The organism is Paenirhodobacter enshiensis, from assembly GCF_000740785.1.
Taxonomy (GTDB): domain Bacteria; phylum Pseudomonadota; class Alphaproteobacteria; order Rhodobacterales; family Rhodobacteraceae; genus Rhodobacter; species Rhodobacter enshiensis.
On sequence record NZ_JFZB01000005.1, the window covers coordinates 210,797 to 232,211 of the forward strand.

At 62.7% G+C, this 21,415-nt stretch carries 21 protein-coding genes and 1 tRNA gene; 15 read left to right on the forward strand and 7 right to left on the reverse strand.

What is annotated here, in order from left to right:
• Positions 1 to 10: 10 nt before the first annotated feature.
• A complete protein-coding gene (rlmH, locus tag CG50_RS03900; RefSeq protein ID WP_036635409.1) occupies positions 11 to 481 on the reverse strand; it encodes a 23S rRNA (pseudouridine(1915)-N(3))-methyltransferase RlmH in 471 nt (156 codons plus the stop codon).
• A 10-nt stretch (positions 482 to 491) separates the two neighbouring features.
• A complete protein-coding gene (rsfS, locus tag CG50_RS03905; RefSeq protein ID WP_081880266.1) occupies positions 492 to 944 on the reverse strand; it encodes a ribosome silencing factor in 453 nt (150 codons plus the stop codon).
• Positions 945 to 1,299: 355 nt separating this feature from the next.
• Here rsfS and leuC point away from each other — a divergent pair, with 355 nt between their 5' ends.
• From leuC to CG50_RS03930, 5 genes are all read left to right on the forward strand, one after another.
• The gene (gene leuC / locus CG50_RS03910; protein WP_036635410.1) at positions 1,300 to 2,706 is read left to right on the forward strand and encodes a 3-isopropylmalate dehydratase large subunit; all 1,407 of its coding nucleotides are present in this window, start codon (positions 1,300 to 1,302) and stop codon (positions 2,704 to 2,706) included.
• 56 nt (positions 2,707 to 2,762) lie between these two features.
• Positions 2,763 to 3,284, forward strand: coding sequence for an HdeD family acid-resistance protein (locus CG50_RS03915; protein ID WP_036635411.1), 522 nt, complete (start codon positions 2,763 to 2,765; stop codon positions 3,282 to 3,284).
• Between the two features lie 2 nt (positions 3,285 to 3,286).
• On the forward strand, positions 3,287 to 3,892 hold the full coding sequence (gene leuD, locus CG50_RS03920) for a 3-isopropylmalate dehydratase small subunit (protein WP_036635417.1): 606 nt from the start codon (positions 3,287 to 3,289) through the stop codon (positions 3,890 to 3,892).
• A gap of 256 nt (positions 3,893 to 4,148) precedes the next feature.
• Positions 4,149 to 4,970 carry a hypothetical protein gene (locus CG50_RS03925; protein ID WP_152559419.1) on the forward strand — a complete coding sequence of 274 codons (822 nt, stop codon included), beginning with the start codon at positions 4,149 to 4,151 and terminating at the stop codon, positions 4,968 to 4,970.
• Positions 4,970 to 6,055 (forward strand): endonuclease/exonuclease/phosphatase family protein, encoded by a 1,086-nt coding sequence (locus CG50_RS03930; protein WP_081880267.1) that lies wholly within the window; start codon positions 4,970 to 4,972, stop codon positions 6,053 to 6,055. The genes CG50_RS03925 and CG50_RS03930 overlap by 1 nt, the downstream gene beginning before the upstream one ends.
• Positions 6,056 to 6,342: 287 nt before the next feature.
• On the opposite strand, the gene CG50_RS03935 is transcribed toward CG50_RS03930, so the two are convergent.
• Positions 6,343 to 6,418 (reverse strand) — tRNA-Thr (locus CG50_RS03935).
• Positions 6,419 to 6,618: 200 nt separating this feature from the next.
• On the opposite strand from CG50_RS03935, the gene gpmI reads away from it, so the two are divergent.
• The 4 genes from gpmI to CG50_RS03955 are packed head-to-tail and all read left to right on the forward strand — an operon-like array spanning position 6,619 to position 11,234.
• Complete coding sequence (gene gpmI / locus CG50_RS03940; protein WP_036635418.1) at positions 6,619 to 8,139, forward strand: 2,3-bisphosphoglycerate-independent phosphoglycerate mutase; 1,521 nt, start codon at positions 6,619 to 6,621, stop codon at positions 8,137 to 8,139.
• A gap of 9 nt (positions 8,140 to 8,148) precedes the next feature.
• Positions 8,149 to 9,306, forward strand: coding sequence for a murein hydrolase activator EnvC family protein (locus CG50_RS03945; protein WP_152559420.1), 1,158 nt, complete (start codon positions 8,149 to 8,151; stop codon positions 9,304 to 9,306).
• Between the two features lie 9 nt (positions 9,307 to 9,315).
• The gene (locus CG50_RS03950) at positions 9,316 to 10,725 is read left to right on the forward strand and encodes a S41 family peptidase (RefSeq protein ID WP_051909474.1); all 1,410 of its coding nucleotides are present in this window, start codon (positions 9,316 to 9,318) and stop codon (positions 10,723 to 10,725) included.
• 23 nt (positions 10,726 to 10,748) lie between these two features.
• Positions 10,749 to 11,234, forward strand: a complete 486-nt coding sequence (locus CG50_RS03955; protein ID WP_036635420.1) for an RNA pyrophosphohydrolase — start codon at positions 10,749 to 10,751, stop codon at positions 11,232 to 11,234.
• Between the two features lie 59 nt (positions 11,235 to 11,293).
• Here CG50_RS03955 and dnaQ read toward each other — a convergent pair whose 3' ends face one another.
• From dnaQ to CG50_RS03975, 4 genes are read right to left on the reverse strand one after another with little or no spacing between them, the layout of a single operon-like run.
• Entirely contained in the window at positions 11,294 to 11,986 is a 693-nt protein-coding gene (gene dnaQ, locus CG50_RS03960) for a DNA polymerase III subunit epsilon (protein WP_036635421.1), read from the reverse strand.
• Positions 11,979 to 12,578 (reverse strand): dephospho-CoA kinase, encoded by a 600-nt coding sequence (gene coaE, locus CG50_RS03965; protein WP_036635423.1) that lies wholly within the window; start codon positions 12,576 to 12,578, stop codon positions 11,979 to 11,981. Before coaE ends, dnaQ begins: the two co-directional genes overlap by 8 nt.
• Entirely contained in the window at positions 12,575 to 13,414 is an 840-nt protein-coding gene (locus CG50_RS03970; RefSeq protein WP_036635426.1) for a shikimate dehydrogenase, read from the reverse strand. Before CG50_RS03970 ends, coaE begins: the two co-directional genes overlap by 4 nt.
• Entirely contained in the window at positions 13,411 to 14,010 is a 600-nt protein-coding gene (locus tag CG50_RS03975) for a Maf family protein (protein ID WP_036635427.1), read from the reverse strand. The genes CG50_RS03970 and CG50_RS03975 overlap by 4 nt, the downstream gene beginning before the upstream one ends.
• A gap of 607 nt (positions 14,011 to 14,617) precedes the next feature.
• Here CG50_RS03975 and rho point away from each other — a divergent pair.
• From rho to CG50_RS04005, 6 genes are read left to right on the forward strand one after another with little or no spacing between them, the layout of a single operon-like run.
• On the forward strand, positions 14,618 to 15,895 hold the full coding sequence (gene rho / locus CG50_RS03980) for a transcription termination factor Rho (RefSeq protein WP_036635428.1): 1,278 nt from the start codon (positions 14,618 to 14,620) through the stop codon (positions 15,893 to 15,895).
• Between the two features lie 18 nt (positions 15,896 to 15,913).
• Complete coding sequence (mnmE, locus tag CG50_RS03985; RefSeq protein ID WP_036635429.1) at positions 15,914 to 17,197, forward strand: tRNA uridine-5-carboxymethylaminomethyl(34) synthesis GTPase MnmE; 1,284 nt, start codon at positions 15,914 to 15,916, stop codon at positions 17,195 to 17,197.
• Between the two features lie 12 nt (positions 17,198 to 17,209).
• Positions 17,210 to 19,069, forward strand: coding sequence for a tRNA uridine-5-carboxymethylaminomethyl(34) synthesis enzyme MnmG (mnmG, locus tag CG50_RS03990; RefSeq protein WP_036635430.1), 1,860 nt, complete (start codon positions 17,210 to 17,212; stop codon positions 19,067 to 19,069).
• Positions 19,066 to 19,689, forward strand: a complete 624-nt coding sequence (rsmG, locus tag CG50_RS03995; RefSeq protein ID WP_036635431.1) for a 16S rRNA (guanine(527)-N(7))-methyltransferase RsmG — start codon at positions 19,066 to 19,068, stop codon at positions 19,687 to 19,689. Before mnmG ends, rsmG begins: the two co-directional genes overlap by 4 nt.
• Complete coding sequence (locus CG50_RS04000) at positions 19,682 to 20,503, forward strand: ParA family protein (protein WP_036635434.1); 822 nt, start codon at positions 19,682 to 19,684, stop codon at positions 20,501 to 20,503. Before rsmG ends, CG50_RS04000 begins: the two co-directional genes overlap by 8 nt.
• A complete protein-coding gene (locus CG50_RS04005) occupies positions 20,500 to 21,387 on the forward strand; it encodes a ParB/RepB/Spo0J family partition protein (RefSeq protein WP_036635435.1) in 888 nt (295 codons plus the stop codon). The genes CG50_RS04000 and CG50_RS04005 overlap by 4 nt, the downstream gene beginning before the upstream one ends.
• The last annotated feature ends 28 nt before the right edge of the window (positions 21,388 to 21,415 follow it).

Genomic DNA, 21,415 nt, shown 5'->3' on the forward strand with positions numbered 1-21,415 from the left:
TCCGGGTCGGTCAGACCCGGTGATAGGGCGTGCCCGCGAGGATCTGCGCCGCGCGATAGACCTGCTCGCTCAGCATCACCCGCACCAGCATATGCGGCCAGACCATGCGCCCGAAGCTGAGCGACCAGTCCGCCCGCGCTCGCAGCGCCGGCGAAATTCCGTCCGCCCCGCCGATCACGAAGGCCAGATCCTGGCGCCCGGCATCGCGCCAGCCCGCCAGCCGATGCGCGAAATCGGGCGAGGACACCAGATCGCCGCGCTCGTCGAGGGTGACCAGCACCGCACCATGCGGGATCGCGCGCTCCAGAAGCTGCGCCTCGGCCTCCATGCCGAGGTTCTTCTTGTCCTCGACCTCGACGACATGCGCCGGGCCGAGGCCAAGGCCCCGCCCGGTCTTGCCGAAACGGTCGAGATAATCGGAGATCAGCTCCAGCTCGGGGCTCTTGCGCAGCCGTCCGACCGCGCAGATCGTGACCTTCATCCGTGTGGCCTCAGACCGGGGCGCCGGCCGGCATCCACATCTTCTCGAGCTGGTAGAACTCGCGCACTTCGGGACGGAACACGTGGACGATCACGTCCTGCGTGTCGATCAGAACCCAGTCGCCCTGGTCCTTGCCCTCGATCTTGCAGATGCGGCCGAACTCGTCCTTCAGACGCTCGACCAGCTTCTCGGCGATGGCGCCGACCTGACGCGACGACCGGCCCGAGCAGATCACCATGTAATCGGCAATCGACGACCGGCCGCGCAGGTCGATGGTAATGATGTCTTCGGCCTTGTCATCGTCGAGCGATGCCAGCACGCGTGCGAGGATCACATCGCTGCCCACATCGGCATCGCGGCCCGCGGCCGAATTCGCATCCGGAGTGCCGGATGCCACAGAAAGATCAGACAGGACAGTGTCCTCCGCTGGTTCGCGCGCCGCTTTCGCCCCGGCGCGAGGCATATTCAAAAATAGCATCGCGACGGTGAAATCTCAACCGAGGCGGTGCCGGATCGCAGGTCGCTCTGCGATTTGACGCCGAATGTCAAGGGGCAGAGGCACAAGGTCAGGCCCTCTGACCCTAAGAATTCTTGCCCGGAGCCGGCCTTGCGGCTATATCCGGGCGCATGAGCATGGTGTTCGACCTTCTGGAACGCGTCCGCCTGGCGGAACGCTTCACCGGTGAAAGCCGGTCCGCTCTCGCCCGACTTTGATGTCGGCGGGGGCCCTGCCCCCTTTTGCCTGACAGATCCGGCGATCCGCCGCCACGGGCGCGGCTCGCCACCCTATCCAAACATAGCCATCACGAGAGAGAGCCATGTCCGCTCCGAAGACGCTCTATGACAAGATCTGGGACGCGCATGTCGTGTCCGAAGACGCAGACGGCACCTGCCTGCTGTATATCGACCGCCATCTGGTGCACGAGGTCACCTCGCCCCAGGCGTTCGAAGGGCTGCGCGTCGCCGGCCGCAAGGTCCACGCCCCCGACAAGACCATCGCCACACCCGACCACAACGTGCCCACCACCGAGGGCCGCGAAACCCATATCGAGAACGAGGAATCGCGCATCCAGGTCGAGGCGCTCGATCACAACGCGCGCGAATTCGGCGTGACCTATTACCCGGTGACCGACATCCGTCAGGGCATCGTGCATATCGTCGGCCCGGAACAGGGCTGGACGCTGCCCGGCATGACCGTGGTGTGCGGCGACAGCCACACCGCGACGCATGGCGCCTTCGGCGCGCTCGCCCACGGCATCGGCACTTCGGAGGTGGAGCATGTCCTCGCCACTCAGACGCTGATCCAGAAGAAATCCAAGAACATGAAGGTGGAGATCACCGGCAAGCTGCATCCCGGCGTGACGGCGAAGGACATCACGCTTGCGGTGATCGGCAAGACCGGCACCGCCGGCGGCACCGGCCATGTCATCGAATATTGCGGCGAGGCGATCCGCTCGCTGTCGATGGAAGGGCGCATGACAGTGTGCAACATGGCGATCGAGGGCGGCGCCCGCGCCGGTCTGATCGCCCCCGACCAGACCACCTTCGATTACGTCATGGGCCGCCCGCACGCGCCGAAGGGCGCGCAGTGGGAAGCCGCCGTCGCCTGGTGGAAGACCCTGTTCACCGACGAGGGCGCGCAGTTCGACAAGGTGGTGACGCTGCGCGGCGAGGACATCGAGCCGGTGGTGACCTGGGGCACCTCGCCCGAGGACGTGCTGCCGATCTCGGCCAGCGTCCCCGCGCCCGAGGATTTCACCGGCGGCAAGGTCGAGGCGGCGCGCCGCTCTCTCGATTACATGGGGCTGGAGCCGGGCACCAGGCTGAGCGACATCGCCATCGACGCGGTGTTCATCGGTTCGTGCACCAACGGCCGCATCGAGGATCTGCGCGCCGCGGCCGCGATCCTGAAGGGCCGCAAGGTGGCCGAGGGCGTGCGCGTGCTGATCGTGCCGGGCTCGGGCCTCGTGCGCGAACAGGCCGAGACCGAGGGGCTGGCCGAGATCTTCACCGAGGCGGGCTGCGAATGGCGTCTGCCGGGGTGCTCGATGTGCCTCGCGATGAACCCCGACCAGCTGAAGCCCGGCGAGCGCTGCGCCTCGACCTCGAACCGCAACTTCGAGGGCCGTCAGGGCCGGGGCGGGCGCACGCATCTGCTCAGCCCGGCGATGGCGGCGGCGGCGGCCGTGACCGGCCACCTGACCGACGTCAGGGAGCTGATGTAAACTGAATGGTTCGGATGTAGGATCGCCGGAAATTGCAGTTTACAGGAGTGATTTCCATGAAGGGCACGACCTCTCTCATCGTCTCGGGTGCGCTGGCACTGGCCGGTGGCGCGATTGCGCTGATCTTCCCGCTGCCGGCCTCGCTGGCGGTAACGCTGTTCGTCGGCTGGGCTTTTCTGTTCTCGGGGGCACTCGGCCTGTGGTCGGTGTTCTCGGACAAGGAGATGCCCTCGCGCGGGTGGGCAGCGGCGTTCGCACTGCTCGATCTGGTCGTGGGTGTGTGGATGCTCGCAAATCCGCTGGCGGGGATGGTGTCGCTGACCGCGGTGGTCGGTGCGCTGTTCTTCGTCTCGGGGATCGTGCGACTTTACATGGCCTTCGCGCTGATGCGCGGCACCCCGATGTTCTGGATGATGCTGATCTCGGGCGTCATCTCGGCCGGGCTTGGCGCCTACATCCTGTTCACCGTTCCGGAATCGAGCCTGATCCTGCTTGGAACCCTGCTCGCGATCGAACTGATCGTGATCGGATCGACTCTCATCTCTCTGGGCCTGGCGCTCAGGAATAGCGGAAAATAGCCATGGAAAAGTTCACCACCCTGACCGGCGTCGCGGCCCCGATGCCGCTGGTCAACATCGACACCGACATGATCATCCCGAAACAGTTCCTGAAAACGATCAAGCGTTCGGGACTGGGCGTTCATGCCTTCGACGAGATGCGCTATGACGAGACCGGCGCCGAGAACCCCGATTTCGTGCTGAACAAGCCGCAGTATCGCAACGCGCAGATCATCGTCGCGGGCGACAACTTCGGCTGCGGTTCGTCGCGCGAACATGCGCCCTGGGCGCTGGCCGATTTTGGGATCCGCGCGGTGGTCTCGACCTCTTTCGCCGATATCTTCTACAACAACTGCTTCAAGAACGGGATGCTGCCGATCCGGCTGCCGCAGGAGCAGGTCGACCTGCTGATGCGCGATTCCGAGCGCGGCGCCAACGCCCGCATGACGATCGACCTCGAGGCACAGGAGATCACCACCTCGGACGGCGAGAAGATCCATTTCGACATCGACCCGTTCAAGAAGCACTGCCTGCTGAACGGGCTCGACGACATCGGGCTGACGCTGCAGAAAGTCTCCGCGATCGGCGATTACGAGACCCGGATGGAGCAGTCGCGCCCCTGGGTCTGAGATCCGGCACAGATGAAAACCGGAACCGGGGGCCTGCAAGGGCCCCTTTCCTTTGTGCGATTGGTGCGCCCATACGGCACAGGCATCCATGGATTGATGCGACGGTGCATCACCCGTCCGGGATTCTTGCACAGTGCAAAGCGCCACGTTGTGAAACGCGCCGGAATTGTGTCAGATATAGGCCGAAATGACGGCATGGCCTTGTTTGCCGGACGTCATCGCGGCCCCTGCGGGCCCCAGCTGTGGGAGACGGACTGTGTCAGGACGTATCGTGGGCGCGCTGGTCCGTGCCGCCCTGGTGATCGTGGCGATTGCACTTCCGGGTCTGATTCTTCCCTATGAAAACGACGACTTCAGCCTGCTGATGACGCTGGTTGCGCTGTTCATGGGGGGGCTGACCTTCGTCGAATATGTTGCCGTCGCGCCCGGGCTGATCGAGTTCCGCTTTGCGCCCCTTTACAATGCGATGCGTTTTGCAACGCTGGTCCTGATGCTGGCGCTGACCTCGTTCGCCGTGCTTGCCCAGATCGACGCCCAGGCCGGAACCGGCGCGGTCCGCGATCTGGGAGCAAGGCTCGGCAGTGTTCTCGATGTGCCGCTCAGCCCGCTGCGGTCGTTGCTGCGCATCCTGCCCGCCAACGCCGATCCCGCGCAGGCCGAGTTGCTGCGGCAGGGCGGCGCACTGGTTCTGGTGAGCGGCGTGGCGATGATCGGGCTGCTGTGCGTGCTGATGCGCTGGACGCACTGGCCGGGCGTCGGGTTCAATCTGTGGACCAACATGCCGACCTTCTATTCGGCCGACGATTCAGGACTGGCGCAGCGGTTGCGCCGCGACGCGCTGGTCAGTGTGGTGCTGGCGCTGGCACTGCCCTATCTGCTGCCCGAAATCGCCCGCCAGCTGTCGCATTTTCTGGCCACCGCCGCCCCCTGGAGCACACTGTCGCTGATCTGGACGGTGGTCGCCTGGGCCTTTCTGCCGGCGGGGCTGTTCATGCGCGGGATGGCGATCCTGCGCGCCGCACGCCAGATCGAGCGCAGCTGCCGCGAGACATCGGAACAGGACGGGGTGCCGGCCTGATGCGGGCGGCGGCGCGGATCCTTGCGATCATGGCGCTGCCGGTGCTGCCCCATCCAGCCCGGGCCGAGGCACTGCGTCTGGCAACATGGGACATCGGGTTTCACCGCGACGGACCGGGGCTGATGCTGCGCGACATCGAGGCCGGCAAGGACAGGCAGGTCGCCGCGGCCGTTGCCGTTCTTGTCCGGCTGCATCCCGACATCGTGCTGCTCACCGGGATCGACTGGGACCATGAGGGCCGGGCGCTTGACGCGCTGCGCGCCCGTCTGAAGTCCGCAGGACTCGACTATGGCTGGAGTTATGCGCCGCGGCCGAACACCGGGCGCGCCAGCGGAATCGACCTCGATGGCGACGGCAGAACCGGCGGCCCCGGCGATGCGCAGGGCTATGGCACATTTTCCGGCGCCAAGGGAATGGCATTGCTGTCACGCCTGCCGATCGAGGCGGGCCGCGCTCGCGACTACTCTGCCTTTCTCTGGGCGGATTTGCCCGACGGCCTGATCGCCGGCGCCGGGCTGAGCGAGGCCGCGCGAAAGGTGCAACGGCTGTCGAGCACGGGCCATTGGCTGGTGCCGGTGCGGATGACCTCGGGCGAAGTGCTGTCGATCCTCGCCTTCGCCGCGACGCCGCCCGTCTTCGACGGCCCCGAGGATCGCAACGGCCGGCGCAACCATGACGAGACCGCTTTCTGGCTGGATCTGCTGGACGGCCGGATCCCCGGTGCCGCACCCGTCACCCAGCCTTTCGCGATCATGGGAGAGGCGGCTCTCGATGCCGAAGACAGCGAGGGCCGCCCCGAAGCGTTGCAACGCCTGCTGGCCGATCCGCGACTGAGCGATCCCTTGCCCGCCTCGCCCGGCGGGGCGGAGGCCGCGGATGCGACACATCGGGGGGATCCCGGCCTCGATACCGCGGATTACGGCGATCCGCCGGGCAACCTGCGGGTGGATTACGTGCTGCCGTCCTCGGACCTCGCGGTGACCGGGGCAGGGGTGGTCTGGCCCCTTTCCGGAGACGATCTGGCGGCGGACGTCCGCGCTGCCTCGCGCCACCGTCTGGTCTGGGTCGATATAGTTGCGCCATAACGGCGCATAATTGCGTTTAATCGCGGATATAAAATGCATATCACTGTTATAGAGTGACTTTCAGAGGTCTCTGGCAGAGAAAAACAGGCCAAAATCGGGCCAATACGCTTGTTTTCAAGGGGACTGATGAGGATGGAGCGACGATCCGAAGCCGGATTCCGGGCAACAGCCGACTAAACCGGAGGAAAACGGTGATGGGCCAGCACGAAAACCGGATCAGCCCGCGGGCGTCCGGTTCAGCATTGACTGGATTTTCGGAATTTCTGCACCACTTCGCTTGCGGGAAGTGGTGCCGGTGAAGGGACTCGAACCCCCGACCCCATCATTACGAATGACGTGCTCTACCAGCTGAGCTACACCGGCCTTCTCGGGACCGGCGAGAATGCCGGAAAACCCGTTGCGCCGTTTAGCGGCTCGGACCGGCGAGCGCAAGTCCCTCCGTCATGGCGGGCAGCGATTTTCCCGGCGGTTCCGAGCCTTGTGCAACCCGGACCTCCTGCCTCGGCTGTTGCCCGCGCCGGCGCAGACGCCTAAATAGAAGCAGCACTTGAGCGGAGGTTGTCATGTCGCGCCCGAAACCCGTGGTTCTTTGCATTCTCGACGGTTGGGGCGAGCGCGCCGAAACCGAAGGCAACGCCCCCGCGCTTGCCTATACGCCGAACCTCGACAAGGTCTTTACGACCTGCCCGAAATCGACGCTCATCACCTTCGGCCCCGATGTCGGCCTGCCGAGCGGGCAGATGGGCAACTCGGAAGTCGGGCATACCAACATCGGCGCCGGCCGCGTCGTGGCGATGGACCTCGGGCAGATCGACCTTGCCATCGAGGACGGCAGCTTCTTCAAGAACGAGGCCATCCTCGCCTTCATCGACAAGCTGAAGACGAGCGGCGGGCGCGCGCATCTGATGGGCGTGATCTCGGACGGTGGCGTGCACGGCCATATCGAGCACGTTCTGGCCGCCTGCAAGATGATCGCCGGAGCAGGGGTTCCGGTCATCGTCCACGCCATCACCGACGGCCGTGACGTTCCGCCGGATTCGGCCGCCGGTTTCATCGACGATTTCGTCGCCCGCCTGCCCGAAGGCTGCACCATCGGCACGGTGATCGGCCGCTATTGGGCGATGGACCGCGACAACCGCTGGGAGCGCGTCGGCAAGGCCTATGCCGCGATGGTCGAGGCGAAGGGGCACACCGCCGCCACCCCGGCCGAAGCGGTCGCCAAGTCCTACGCCGAAAAGGTGATGGACGAGTTCATCGAGCCCACCGTGATCGACGGTTACACCGGCACGCAGGACGGCGACGGCTTCTTCTGCCTGAACTTCCGCGCCGACCGCGCCCGCGAAATCCTGCGCGCCCTCGGCGAGCCCGGGTTCCACGAGATCGACGTCTCGGCCCGGCCGCACTGGGCCGAGATGCTCGGCATGGTCGAATATTCGGTCAGCCACAACGAATACATGCAGACCGCCTATCCGAAGCGCGATCTGGTCAACACCATCGGCGAATGGGTGTCGAAGCAGGGCCTGACGCAGTTCCACTGCGCCGAGACCGAGAAATACCCGCATGTGACCTTCTTCCTGAACGGCGGCCGCGAGGCCCCCTGGCCGGGCGAGGAGCGCTTCATGCCGAAGTCGCCCAAGGTCGCCACCTATGACCTGCAGCCCGAGATGAGCGCCCCCGAGGTCACCGACCAGTTCGTCGCCGCGATCGAGAAGGGCTATGACCTGATCGTCATCAACTACGCCAACCCCGACATGGTCGGCCATACCGGCAGCCTGCCCGCCGCGATCAAGGCCTGCGAAGAGATCGACCGCGACATGGGCCGCGTCATCGCCACGCTGCACAAGGTCGGTGGCGCGATGATCGTCACCGCCGATCACGGCAATTGCGAAACGATGATCGACCCGGTGACGAAGAAGCCGCACACCGCCCACACCACCAATCTGGTGCCGGTGGCGCTGGTCGGCGGGCCCGAGGGCGTCAGCCTGCGCAAGGGCCGTCTGGCCGATCTGGCACCGACGCTGCTGGAGCTGATGGAACTGCCAGTGCCGCCCGAAATGACGGGCAAGACCCTGATCGTGCGCTGAGCCGGCCGGATGCGGGCGCTGTCGCGGTCCCTGTGCCTCCTGTCGCTGTGCCTGATCGCCGGACAGGCGCCCGGGCTGGCATGGGCGGATGACGAAACCCAGGCCGCAACTGCGGCGGCGCAAAACCTGCGCAACGCGATCGGCGCGCTCGATGCGGCGAAAACCAAGGCCGATCGTGTGCGGGCGCTGACCACCACGATCACCGCCTATGAGCAGGGCCTTGCCGCGCTGCGCAACGGTCTGCGCCGGGCCGCGATCCGCGAGGACGAAATCCAGTCGCAGTTCAACGCCAAGCGCGCCGACATCGGCCGGCTGCTCGGCGTGATGAGCACGATGCAGAAATCCGAAGGGCCGCTGCTTTTGCTGCATCCGGGCGGGGCGCTCGGTTCGGCACGCTCGGGAATGGTGCTCAGCTCGGTGACGCCGGCCCTTCAGGCCGAGGCCGACAAGCTGCGCGTTTCGCTGATCGAGATCGCGCAGCTTCGCGCCGTTCAGGCCAATGCCGAAAAAGTGCTGGAAGAGGGGCTGACCTCGGTTCAGGATGCCCGGACCGAGCTGAGCCAGGCCGTGTCGGACCGCAGCGCACTGCCCAAGCGCTACCTTGAAGAACCCGATGACGTGCGCCGACTGGTCGAGAGCGCCGACACCCTCGACGGCTTCGCAACCGGGCTTGCCGGGCTAGACAGCGATATCGGCCCTCCGGTCGGCAATTTCCCCGATGCGCAGGGTCTGCTGCCGATGCCGGTGATCGGTTCGTTGCTACGCAAGTATAACGAGGCCGACGCCGCAGGCATCCGTCGCCCCGGTCTGGTGATCGCCACCGCGCCGGCCGCGCTGGTCACCACGCCCTGGCCCGCGACGATCCGTTACCGCGGACCGTTGCTCGACTACGGAAATGTGATGATCCTCGAGCCGGCGCAGGGGTATCTGCTGGTTCTGGCCGGGCTCGGGACCGTCTATGGTGAGGTCGGAGACGTTCTCGCAGCCGGTGCGCCGGTCGGCCTGATGGGCGGCACGGAACCCGCAGCCCAGGAATTCGGTGCCGATTTCGTTCAGGCCGCCCAGAAAGGCGGTAGCGCCGGGCAGACGGAAACGCTTTATTTGGAACTCAGGAAGGGCAAGAAGCCCGTGGACCCGACGCCGTGGTTCATTCAGACGAAAGACTGAAGGTTGGGAATGAGAAAGTTCATCATGGCCGCACTGGGCGGCACGGTCGCCGGGGCGCTGATCGCGACGCAGGTGGCCCCGCTCTTGGCCGATGAGGCCTCGAAGCCCGCCTCGGTCTATCAGCAGCTCGACCTGTTCGGCGACATCTTCGAGAAGATCCGCTCCGACTATGTCGAGAAGGTCGACGACAAGAAGCTGATCGAGGCCGCGATCAACGGTATGCTCAGCTCGCTCGATCCGCATTCGAGCTACATGCCCCCCGACGAATACAAGGACATGCAGGTGCAGACCCGCGGCTCCTTCGGCGGTCTGGGGATCGAGGTCACGCAGGAAGACGGCTTCGTCAAGGTGGTCTCGCCGATGGACGGCACGCCCGCCGCCAATGCCGGCATCAAGCCCGGCGACTACATCACCCAGGTCAACGGCGAGAACCTGATGGGGCTGACCCTCGATCAGGCGGTGGACAAGATGCGCGGCCCGGTCGGCAGCGAGATCACCATCACCGTCGTGCGCAAGGGCGAAAAAGACCCGCTCAAGATGACGATGACCCGCGACACGATCAAGACGGTCGCCGTCAAGGGCCGCATCGAGGGCCAGACCGTGGTGTTGCGCATCACCACCTTCAACGACCAGACCTTCCCGAACCTGCAGGACGCGATCAAGAAGGGCATCGCGGATGCCGGCGGCATCGACAAGGTGAACGGCTTCGTCGTCGACCTGCGCAACAACCCGGGCGGGTTGCTGAACCAGGCGATTTCGGTGTCCGATGCCTTCCTCGACAAGGGCGAGATCGTCTCGACCCGCGGCCGCAACAGCCAGGACGACGAAAGCTGGAGCGCAACGCCCGGCGACCTCGCTCAGGGCAAGCCGGTGGTGGTGCTGATCAACGGCGGCTCGGCCTCGGCCTCGGAGATCGTCACCGGCGCGCTGCAGGACCATCACCGCGCCATCGTCGTCGGCACGAAAAGCTTCGGCAAGGGCTCGGTGCAGACGGTTATCCCGATCCAGGGTGAGGGCGCGATGCGCCTGACCACGGCGCGTTACTACACGCCGTCGGGTCGTTCGATCCAGGCGCTCGGGATCCAGCCCGACATCGTGGTGCCGCAACCCGATCCGACGCCCGATGCGGGCAAGGAAGACGATCCTCAGGGCCACATGACTTCGGAAGCGGATCTGAAGGGCATCCTGTCGAACGACTCGATGTCCGACGCCGAGAAGCAGCAGGCCGAGGCCGAACGCGCCAAGGCCGAAGAGGCCGCGAAGCTGCGTCTGCAGGACTTCCAGCTGTCCTATGCGATCGACCTCATCAAGGGGCTGCAGGTCATGGGGACACCGGTGAAGACCGTCGACACGCCCGCCAAGGCCGATGCAGCGCCGGCACCGGCCTCTCAGCCGCCGGCGAAACCGAACAAGAAATGAGAACGGTCCGCGGAGGACATGTCATGACTCCCAAAGAAATCGCCGCCCTGCCGTATCGGCGCAATGTCGGCATCGTGCTGATGAACCGCGAGGGGCTGATCTTTGCCGCTCAGCGGCTGGATTCGGAGATCCCGGCCTGGCAAATGCCGCAGGGCGGGATCGACGAGGGCGAAAAGCCCAAGGCCGCCGCACTGCGCGAACTGTGGGAAGAAACCGGCATCACCGAGGATCTGGTGGTGAAGCTTGCCAAGACCGGGAAATGGGTCACCTACGACCTTCCTGACACGCTCGTCGGCAAGGTCTGGGGAGGCAAGTATCGCGGTCAGAAACAGAAGTGGTTCCTGTTTCGCTTCAACGGTCAGGACAGCGACGTAAACCTGAATACCGAACATCCTGAATTCTCGGCCTGGGCCTGGAAGCCCTGGACCGAGATCCTCGAAAGCATCGTGCCGTTCAAGCGCATGGTCTACGCGCAGGTGTTCAATGAGTTCCGCGATTACCTCGACTGATCGCGGCAGAAATTGAAGGAAGAAGGGGGCTCTGCCCCCTTGCGACCAGGGTCACAAGCTCAGCGTTTCCAGATCGCCCCATCGCCGAGCCTGGCGATCAGCGCTTCATGCGCAGCCTTTTCTGCCTCGGTCAGACGAGACGGCAACGGAACGGAACGCGGGCGCGGGCGCCAGTTGTCCTCGGTCACCACGGCAGCCTTCGCCGCCTTCTGCACCGGCGCGAGACCGAAGACCGGCTGACGGCCGCCCAGAAGCTCCAGGTAGACTTCTGCAAGGATCTCACTGTCGAGAAGCGCGCCGTGCAGCGTGCGGTGAGAGTTGTCGATACCAAAGCGGCGACACAGCGCATCGAGCGTCGCGGGTGAGCCCGGAAACTTGCGCCGCGCCATGGTCAACGTATCGACGGCACGTTCGTTCGCAATCGACGGCAGCCCGGCCCAGCCCAGTTCCGCGTTCAGAAACTTCATGTCGAACGCCGCGTTGTGGATCACCAGCTTCGCATCGGGGCCGATGAAATCCAGAAACTCCTGCCCGATCCGGGCAAAAACCGGCTTGTCGCGCAGGAAGTCGTCGCCGAGGCCATGGACCTGAAAGGCCTCGGTCGGCATCGAGCGTTCTGGGTTGATGTATTGGTGGTAAGTCCGACCCGTCGGCACGTGGTTGTCGAGTTCGAGCGCGCCGATCTCGACGATGCGGTGACCTTCGGAGGGCTCGAAGCCCGTGGTTTCGGTATCGAGGCAGATTTCACGCATGGCGGCGGCTCCGGATCTCGTCGATCAGACGATGCACGGCGGTGCGGGTCTCCGCAAGGGTCCGGGTCTCGATCACATGGTGGGCGCGGGCGCGCTTGTCGGCGTCGGACATCTGCCGCGACAGGATCAGATCGAGCTCGGCCCCGGTCATCGTGCCACGCTCCAGCACGCGGGCGCGCTGCACCTCGGGCGGGGCGGAGACCACCAGAACCGCATCGCACAGCGCATCGGCCCCGGTCTCGAACAGCAGCGGAATGTCGAGGACGACGATATCGTCCTGCCCATGGGCGGCAATGAACGCCTGACGGGCGGCGCTGGTCAGCGGATGCACGATCGCCTCGAGCCGCGGCAGGGCGGTATCGTCCGCCCGGATCGCCTGACGCAGCCGGGCGCGGTCCACCGCGCCATCGCTCACCGTGCCGGGGAAGGCGGCACCGATGGCCGCCACCGCCGCGCCAGAGGGCCCGTAGAGGTCATGGACCGTCGCATCGGCATCCCAGACCGGGATACCGGCCTCGGCGAACATGCGCGCTGTCGTCGACTTGCCCATGCCGATGGAGCCGGTGAGGCCGAGGATGAACGGCCGGCTCATGCCGAAAGAACCTGAACGCGCAGATCTTCCGTCACTTCGGGGCGATGGCCGAACCAGCGCTCGAACCCCGGGACGGCCTGATGGAGCAGCATCCCGAGGCCGTCGACCGTCACGCAGCCGCGGGCGGCGGCACCGCGCAGCAGCGGCGTTTCAAGCGGCGTATAGACGCAATCGGTCACCACAGCGGCAGCGGACAGTGCATCGAGCGCGATGTCGAACTCTGCCTTGCCCTGCATACCGAGAGACGAGGTATTCACCACCGTCGCCGCCCCGTCGAACATATCGGCCGCCTCGGCCCAGTCGACGACGGTGAGGCGCGGGCCAAAATCGTCGCGCAGTGCCTCGGCCCGGGCGCGGGTGCGGTTGGAAATGCGAACCTCGGGAACACCCTCGGCGAGCAGGGAATGCACGATGGCGCGCGCCGCACCACCTGCCCCGATGACCGCGGCAGGGCCTGCCTCGGGGCGCCAGAGCGGCGCTCCGGCGCGGAGATTGGCGATGAAGCCATAGCCATCGGTATTGTCGGCAAAGATCGAGCCGTCAGCCGCGAGCGTCATGGTATTGGCCGCCCCGATGCTGACGGCCGTTTCCGATGCGCTGTCGGCAAGGGCAAGCGCGGCCTCCTTGTGCGGGATGGTCACGTTGCAGCCGACGAAACCCATCTTGTGCATGGCACGCATGGCCTCGGAGAGGTCGCGCGCAGCGATGTCGACCGGGATATAATATCCAGGAATGCCGTACTGGCGCAGCCAGTAGCCATGCACCGCCGGAGAACGCGAATGCGCAACGGGCGAACCGATGACGGCAGCGAGCGGAATACGCGGATGATCGGTCATGTATCGAGGTCCCCCCGGACGTGAAGCCAGTTGAGCAAAGGCAGCAGCGGCAGCCCCTGAACAGTGAAAAGATCGCCCTGAATCGCCGAAAACAGACGGATACCCTCGGCCTCGATCCGGTAGCAGCCGACGCAATGGCGGATCTGCTCCCAATAGCGGGCGACGTAATCGGCGATGAAAGGGGCGGAGAGCGGGCGCACGGTCAACCGCGCCTCGCCGACATGGCGCCACAAGGGCGCGCCGTCACGCACGACGACCAGGGCCGAGAGAAGGCGGTGGGTCTGGCCGGAAAGCTCGGAAAGCTGGAAAATCGCCTCCTCGGGGCTCTCCGGCTTCGAGAACACCTTGCCTTTCAGCTCCAGAACCTGATCGGCACCGAGGCACAGCGCACCCGGATTGCGCGACGAGACCTTCAGCGCCTTCGACTCAGCCAGAAAATCGGCCAGATCGCGAGGCGTCGCGCCCTCGGCCAAGAGTGACTGACGGATCATTTCCTCGTCGATCCGGGCCGGAACGGTGACGATTTCCAGCCCCGCATTGCGAAGAATCCGCGCCCGGATCTCGGATGAAGAGGCCAGGACGATCTCTGATGGCATGTGGATAACCCCGCTGAAACCCAAGGGGCAGCTCTGTGGAGCCGAACCACCCCCGAGCGTGCTTCGACGTTTCACCGGGGTTTTGTCAAGGAACGAAAGCGGATTTCACACCGGTTGGCAGAGACCGCGGCGCAGATGTTGATAACTGAGGTTCCAAACTTTCACCTGAGTTTTCCACAGGTCGATGAGGTCGGTTATATTCGTATATCTATCTGTTTTTAATGTATTTTTATAGTTATTCACACCGAGGTGGAAAACCCCGAATGAAACTTGTCTACAGTGGAAAAGAGAGTCGAGAACAGGCCGGATTCACATTATCCACAGGGCCTACTTCATCTTCATCTTTTCTTTTAAATTCTTCTTATATTAGATGATAGGTAACGGCAGTCTTGTCTGCCCCGCGTTGTGGCTTTGCAAAGTTTGCAAAGCCTGTGTCGGGCCTTGTTTTGAAGGCCGTGCAGAGGCTTTGGCCCCGTCAGATTGACTCGCGGCAGTTTCGGCGGTATCTCGCATCTCAGCCGCGGCCGTCCGGCCGAAGGGTTTCAGCTTACACGACTGTCAGACACGTCCCCTGAAACCGGGGCGGTCCTTGTGAATGGGCATTGCCATGACCACCGAAACCGAACGTCTCAACCTGTCCGACCTGAAGGCGAAGAGCCCGAAGGATCTGCTTGCGATGGCAGAGGACTGGGAGATCGAAAACGCCTCGACCATGCGCAAGGGCGAGATGATGTTCCAGCTTCTGAAGGAACATGCCGAGGAAGGCGTCGAAATCGGCGGTGACGGCGTTCTGGAAGTGCTGCAGGACGGCTTCGGGTTCCTGCGCTCGACCGAGGCGAACTATCTGCCCGGTCCCGATGACATCTACGTCAGCCCCGACATGATCCGGCAGTATTCGCTGCGCACTGGCGATACGGTCGAAGGCATCATCCGCGCACCGGGCGAGAACGAGCGGTATTTCGCCCTGGTCTCGGTCGAGCGGATCAACTTCGAGGAACCGGAGAAGGCGCGCCACAAGGTGGCCTTCGACAACCTGACACCGCTTTATCCCGACGAGCGGCTGAAGATGGAAATCGAGGATCCGACGGTCAAGGACAAGTCGTCGCGCATCATCGACCTGGTGGCGCCGATCGGGAAGGGGCAGCGCTCGCTGATCGTGGCACCGCCGCGCACCGGTAAAACGGTTCTGCTGCAGAACATCGCCCATTCGATCGAGCGCAATCACCCCGAGTGCTATCTGATCGTTCTGCTGATCGACGAACGTCCCGAGGAAGTCACGGACATGCAGCGCTCGGTTCATGGCGAGGTCGTGTCTTCGACCTTCGACGAACCGGCATCGCGTCACGTGGCGGTGGCCGAGATGGTCATCGAGAAGGCGAAGCGTCTGGTCGAGCACAAGCGCGATGTGGTGATCTTGCTCGACTCGATCACCCGTCTGGGTCGCGCCTACAACACGACGGTCCCGTCCTCGGGCAAGGTGCTGACCGGCGGCGTCGACGCGAACGCGCTGCAGCGTCCGAAGCGCTTCTTCGGTGCCGCGCGCAACATCGAGGAGGGCGGTTCGCTGACCATCATCGCGACCGCGCTGATCGACACCGGCTCGCGCATGGACGAAGTGATCTTTGAAGAGTTCAAGGGCACCGGCAACTCGGAAATCGTGCTCGACCGCAAGGTCGCCGACAAGCGCGTCTTCCCGGCGATGGACATCCTCAAATCCGGCACCCGGAAAGAAGAATTGCTGGTTGATTCCAAGGACTTGCAGAAGACTTACCTGCTGCGCCGCATCCTGAACCCGATGGGGACGACGGACGCGATCGAGTTCCTGATCTCGAAGCTGAAGCAGACCAAGTCCAACGCGGAATTCTTCGATTCGATGAACGGCTGACGTATCACCGGAGAGGCCATGGACACGATTTACGCTCAGGCGAGCGCGCGCGGAAAGGCGGGCGTCGCCATCATTCGTATTTCCGGTCCGTTGTCCTGGTCGGTGACGGAGGTGCTTGCTGGTTCCTTGCCGCCCGCGCGGGTGGCAGGGCTGCGCCGACTGCGCCTGAACGGCGATTTTCTCGATGAGGCATTGGTTCTGTGCTTCGAAGCCGAAGCTAGCTTCACTGGCGAACGGGTGACGGAACTGCATCTGCATGGTTCCATCGCGACGGTATCGGCGGTGTTGCGTGCGCTGTCGGGGTTTGATGGGCTGCGTCTTGCCGAACCTGGGGAATTCACCCGCCGGGCACTGGAAAACGGACAGCTCGATCTGACCCAGGTCGAAGGTTTGTCGGATCTGATTGAGGCAGAAACCGAAGCGCAGCGGCGTCAGGCCCTGACGGTGTTGTCAGGGGCGATCGGGCAAAAGGTCGATGGCTGGCGCCGGAATCTGATCCGCGCCTGTGCGCTTATTGAGGCGACGATCGATTTTGCCGATGAAGACGTTCCTGTCGATGTCTCGCCGGAGGTTCTGGAGCTGATCAACCGTGTTTGCGGCGAGTTGCGCCATGAACTCGATGGTGTCGGAGCGGCAGAGCGCGTTCGCGAGGGCTATGAAGTTGCGATCATAGGTCGGCCAAACTCTGGAAAATCCACTCTTCTCAACAGGTTGGCTGGTCGTGAGGCAGCGATCACCTCTGATGTTGCGGGAACCACCCGTGACGTGATTGAAGTTCGGATGGATATTGACGGACTCGCTGTGACCTTTCTGGATACAGCAGGGTTGCGTGAAACCCCCGATCGGGTGGAGGCCATCGGTGTCGCGCGGGCAATCGAGCGTGCAGAACGGGCCGATTTGCGTCTTTTTTTGCTTGACGATGAAGAGGTTGGCCTGATCTCACCTCGGGCCGAAGATCTGGTGGTTCAGGGCAAGGCGGATCTTCGGAGCCAGTGCGGCCTTGCGGTTTCCGGGCTGACAGGAGCCGGGGTAGGGGAGTTGCTTGCGGAGATTTCGGAGCGGCTTTCTCGGAAAGCCGCTGCTGCGGGGACCATGACGCGTGAGCGCCATCGCATCGCGATGAGCCGCGCCGTTGAGGCTTTGGAAATGGCACGGGATGAGGTAATGCTTCGTCCTGAACATGCCGAGATCGCGGCAGAGGCGTTACGCGATGCAGCGCGGGCTCTGGATACTCTGGTTGGCCGGATTGACGTCGAGACATTGCTGGACGAAATCTTTTCCAGTTTTTGCATCGGCAAGTGAGGAGTGTTTCACGTGAAACATTTTGATGTCATCGTTGTCGGCGGTGGACATGCCGGAACCGAAGCTGCCCATGCTGCGGCCCGGATGGGCGCCAGTACTGCGCTGATTACGCTAAGAAAAAGAGAAATTGGAACAATGTCCTGCAATCCTGCAATCGGTGGATTGGGGAAGGGGCATCTGGTCCGCGAAGTCGATGCGCTTGACGGTGTCATGGGCAAGGCAGCGGATTTTGCAGGAATTCAGTTTCGATTGCTGAACCGCAGCAAGGGACCGGCTGTGCAGGGGCCGCGGGCACAGGCAGATCGCAGCTTGTATCGTCAGGCTATGGCCAAACTGACCTCTGATCAGGTGAACCTGGCTGTGATTGAGGGAGAGGTTACAGACCTCATCGTTGAACAGGGACAGATTTCCGGCATTGTTCTGAATGGCGATGAACCTCTGCGTGCCATTGCGGTTGTTCTGACTACGGGGACCTTTCTGAATGGCATTATTCATATCGGTGACCAACGTCAGGCCGGTGGACGGATGGGAAATAAGCCGTCCGTAGCGCTGGCGGAGCGGTTGCGGTCGCTCGACTTGCCTCTGGGCCGTCTGAAAACAGGGACGCCGCCGCGTCTCGATGGAAAGACAATCGATTGGGCTCGGCTCGGTTCACAGGCAGGCGACGATGAACCCGTCATGTTCAGTTTTCTTCATCAGAAGCCCTTTGTGCGACAGGTCGCGTGTGGGGTAACGCACACCAATGCCCGAACGCATCAGATCATTCGTGACAATCTGTCCTTGTCGGCTATGTATGGGGGACATATCGAAGGGGTAGGTCCTCGATATTGCCCGTCGATCGAAGACAAAGTCGTCCGCTTTGCTGACAAGGAAAGTCATCAGGTCTTTCTGGAACCGGAAGGGCTGAATGACGACACCGTTTATCCCAACGGGATTTCGACGTCATTGCCCGCAAGCGTTCAGGAACGCTACGTGCATTCCATTTCCGGGCTGGAAAACGTCCGTATCTTGCAGCCGGGATACGCCATCGAATATGATTTCGTCGATCCCAGGGCGCTGACGGGAACGCTGGAACTGAAAGATCTCCCGCGGCTTTATCTTGCCGGCCAGATCAACGGGACGACGGGCTATGAAGAGGCGGCGGCTCAGGGATTGGTTGCCGGTCTGAATGCGGCCTTGGCCGCGCTGAATCGGGAGCCGGTGACCTTCAGCCGGACGGATAGCTATATCGGCGTGATGATCGACGATCTGGTGACGCATGGTGTTTCCGAGCCCTATCGCATGTTTACGTCTCGGGCCGAGTTTCGCTTGTCATTGCGTGCCGATAACGCGGACCAGAGGTTGACCCCACTCGGACTTCAGATCGGTTGTATCGGGGAAGGGCGGAAAGCACAGTTTGAAGACAAGATGGAGCGGCTGACAGCCGGTCGCCGGTTGTTGGAAAACACCGTCATTTCCCCGGCGGCGGGTGAAAGCGCAGGAATTGCCCTCAAGAGAGATGGCATTCGTCGCAACGCATTCGATTTGTTGTCTTTTCCGGATATCAGCTTTGCTTCTCTGACTGCGGCAAGCCCGGAGCTTGCAATAATTGACGCGGATACCGCGCATCAGCTGGCTCGCGACGCGCTTTATGCCCATTACGTCGCCCGGCAGGCGCGCGATGTCGAGGCCCTTCGTCGGGATGAACACTGGGCAATTCCGCCTGAATTCGACTATGATCTCCTATCCGGGCTGTCGAACGAGCTTCGGCAAAAGCTGTCGCGGATTCGGCCTCTCAGCATTGCTCAGGCCAGGTCCGTTGAAGGCATGACCCCGGCAGCGCTGGCACTTATTCTTGCCAGGTTGCGACATAACCAGCGGGCTCAGGCATGACAGATCGAAACAGCTTTCAGTCGTATTTTGGTGTTTCACGTGAAACAATCGCACGTCTTGAGACCTACGAAGCCCTTCTGAAAAAGTGGAATTCCGCGATCAACCTGGTGTCGCCCAGGACGATTTCGGATATTTGGAGCCGCCATTTTCTTGATTCCGCTCAGATTTTTTCGCTCTTGCCAGAGAATGCAAAAAGCTGGGCCGACATCGGCAGCGGTGGCGGTTTTCCGGGCATGGTCGTTGCAATTCTTGCCGCTGAAAAACGGCCGGATCTGTTCGTGACCCTTGTCGAAAGCGATCGACGCAAGGCGGCGTTTCTGATGACCGCTGCGCGAGAAATGTCGCTGAAACTTCAGGTGGTTTCTGATCGTATCGAGGCCATTTCTCCCTTGAATGCAGATGTTCTCAGTGCCCGCGCTTTGGCCCCTTTGGCCGATTTGCTGGCATTCGCTGAGCGGCATCTTGCCGCTACCGGCGTCTGTTTGTTTCCGAAAGGGGCACGATGGCGCGAGGAGCTTGCCGAGGCGCAAAAAACGTGGTCGTTCATGATGGAGAGCCACAAAAGCCGGACCGATTCCGAGGCGGTCATTTTGAAGATCGAGGGCATTGAACGTGTCTGATCCTACTCGCCCACCGGGGCCCCGTATCATCGCGATAGCCAACCAGAAGGGGGGGGTTGGAAAGACCACGACCACAATCAACCTGGCTGCGGCTTTGGTCGAGCAGGGCAAAAGGGTTCTTATCGTCGATCTCGATCCGCAGGGAAACGCGTCGACAGGTCTTGGCATCGGGATCGAAGCGCGAAAATTCAGCGCCTATGACCTCATTCTGGAAGAGGCACCTCTTACCACCGTCATTCAGCAAAGCGGGATTCGCAATTTGTGGATCTGCCCGGCAACGTCCGATTTGTCGTCGGCGGATATGGATCTGGTTTCCAACGAAAAGCGGAGCTTCTTGCTGCACGACGCTCTGCGTCAGATCGATATCGATGCGTATTCGCTCGATTATGTGCTGATCGACTGCCCGCCGTCGCTCAGTCAGCTGACCATCAACGCGATGGTGGCTGCCCATTCCGTTCTGGTCCCGCTTCAGGCAGAGTTTTTCGCTCTCGAAGGGCTTTCGCAGCTCATGCTGACCGTCCGCGAGGTCCGGCAAGCCGCCAACGCGGATCTTCGGATCGAAGGCGTTGTCCTGACGATGTATGACGTGCGCAATAACCTCTCGCAACAGGTCGAGGCCGATGCCCGCGGGAATCTGGGAGACCTGGTATTTCGGACGATGATTCCGCGTAATGTTCGCGTTTCTGAGGCGCCGTCCTACGCGATGCCCGTCCTTCATTACGATTCCTCGTCGCGGGGGGCCGAGGCATATCGCGCGCTGGCCCGCGAACTCGTCGCACGCCATCAGAGTAGCAGAAAAGGGAGCGGATTATGAGCGACAAGAAGCCAGAGCGGCGCGGTCTCGGCCGCGGTCTTTCCGCACTGATGGCCGATACTCTGCTGACGACCCCTCCAGATCAGCCCCGGCGTGCCGAAACCATGATCTCGATCGAGATGATTTCTGCCAATCCGGACCAGCCCCGACGGACCTTCGATCCCGATGCGCTGGCGGAACTTGCTGATTCCATTCGAGAAAAAGGCGTTATTCAACCTTTGATCGTGCGCCCTCATCCGAAGAAAGAGGGGCATTACGAAATTGTAGCGGGCGAACGCCGTTGGCGAGCGTCGCAGATGGCGCAGCTGCACGAGCTTCCTGTCATCGTTCGTCCGCTCAGTGATACCGAAGTTCTTGAAGTTGCAATTATCGAGAATATTCAGCGCGCGGATCTCAATCCGTTAGAGGAGGCGCTCAGCTATCAGCAACTGATGGATCGCTTCGGACACACGCAGGAAAAACTGGCTGAAGCGCTGTCCAAGAGCCGTAGCCATATCGCTAACCAGCTGCGCCTTTTGCAGCTTCCCGAAGAAGTGCGTGATTTTGTTCGCTCGGGAAAACTCAGTGCTGGTCACGCCCGGGCGATGATCACGGCTTCGGATCCGGTTCGTATTGCCCGCGATACCGTGACCCGCGGCCTTTCGGTGCGTGAGGTTGAACGGCTTGTCCAAAAAGAGAAAAAGCCGGTTTCAGGCCCACCCAGGGCCCGGTCTGCAAAGCCGACAGACAAGGATGCCGATACGATTGCTCTGGAAAACGACTTGTCCGCGGCTCTGGATATGAAAGTTTCCATTGCGATGAAGGCTGATCGCTCCGGCGAATTGACAATCCAGTTCAAGGATCTCGAGACACTGGACCGCCTTTGTTCGATCATTGGCAGCTGAAAGCACAGCGGTCTTTCTGCTTCTTTGA

Coding starts and splice junctions, on each gene's coding strand:
- rlmH (WP_036635409.1), bottom strand. CDS start 481: ATGAAGGTCACGATCTGCGCGGTCGGACGGCTGCGCAAGAGCCCCGAG.
- rsfS (WP_081880266.1), bottom strand. CDS start 944: ATGCCTCGCGCCGGGGCGAAAGCGGCGCGCGAACCAGCGGAGGACACT.
- leuC (WP_036635410.1), top strand. CDS start 1,300: ATGTCCGCTCCGAAGACGCTCTATGACAAGATCTGGGACGCGCATGTC.
- CG50_RS03915 (WP_036635411.1), top strand. CDS start 2,763: ATGAAGGGCACGACCTCTCTCATCGTCTCGGGTGCGCTGGCACTGGCC.
- leuD (WP_036635417.1), top strand. CDS start 3,287: ATGGAAAAGTTCACCACCCTGACCGGCGTCGCGGCCCCGATGCCGCTG.
- CG50_RS03930 (WP_081880267.1), top strand. CDS start 4,970: ATGCGGGCGGCGGCGCGGATCCTTGCGATCATGGCGCTGCCGGTGCTG.
- gpmI (WP_036635418.1), top strand. CDS start 6,619: ATGTCGCGCCCGAAACCCGTGGTTCTTTGCATTCTCGACGGTTGGGGC.
- CG50_RS03945 (WP_152559420.1), top strand. CDS start 8,149: ATGCGGGCGCTGTCGCGGTCCCTGTGCCTCCTGTCGCTGTGCCTGATC.
- CG50_RS03950 (WP_051909474.1), top strand. CDS start 9,316: ATGAGAAAGTTCATCATGGCCGCACTGGGCGGCACGGTCGCCGGGGCG.
- CG50_RS03955 (WP_036635420.1), top strand. CDS start 10,749: ATGACTCCCAAAGAAATCGCCGCCCTGCCGTATCGGCGCAATGTCGGC.
- dnaQ (WP_036635421.1), bottom strand. CDS start 11,986: ATGCGTGAAATCTGCCTCGATACCGAAACCACGGGCTTCGAGCCCTCC.
- coaE (WP_036635423.1), bottom strand. CDS start 12,578: ATGAGCCGGCCGTTCATCCTCGGCCTCACCGGCTCCATCGGCATGGGC.
- CG50_RS03970 (WP_036635426.1), bottom strand. CDS start 13,414: ATGACCGATCATCCGCGTATTCCGCTCGCTGCCGTCATCGGTTCGCCC.
- CG50_RS03975 (WP_036635427.1), bottom strand. CDS start 14,010: ATGCCATCAGAGATCGTCCTGGCCTCTTCATCCGAGATCCGGGCGCGG.
- rho (WP_036635428.1), top strand. CDS start 14,618: ATGACCACCGAAACCGAACGTCTCAACCTGTCCGACCTGAAGGCGAAG.
- mnmE (WP_036635429.1), top strand. CDS start 15,914: ATGGACACGATTTACGCTCAGGCGAGCGCGCGCGGAAAGGCGGGCGTC.
- rsmG (WP_036635431.1), top strand. CDS start 19,066: ATGACAGATCGAAACAGCTTTCAGTCGTATTTTGGTGTTTCACGTGAA.
- CG50_RS04005 (WP_036635435.1), top strand. CDS start 20,500: ATGAGCGACAAGAAGCCAGAGCGGCGCGGTCTCGGCCGCGGTCTTTCC.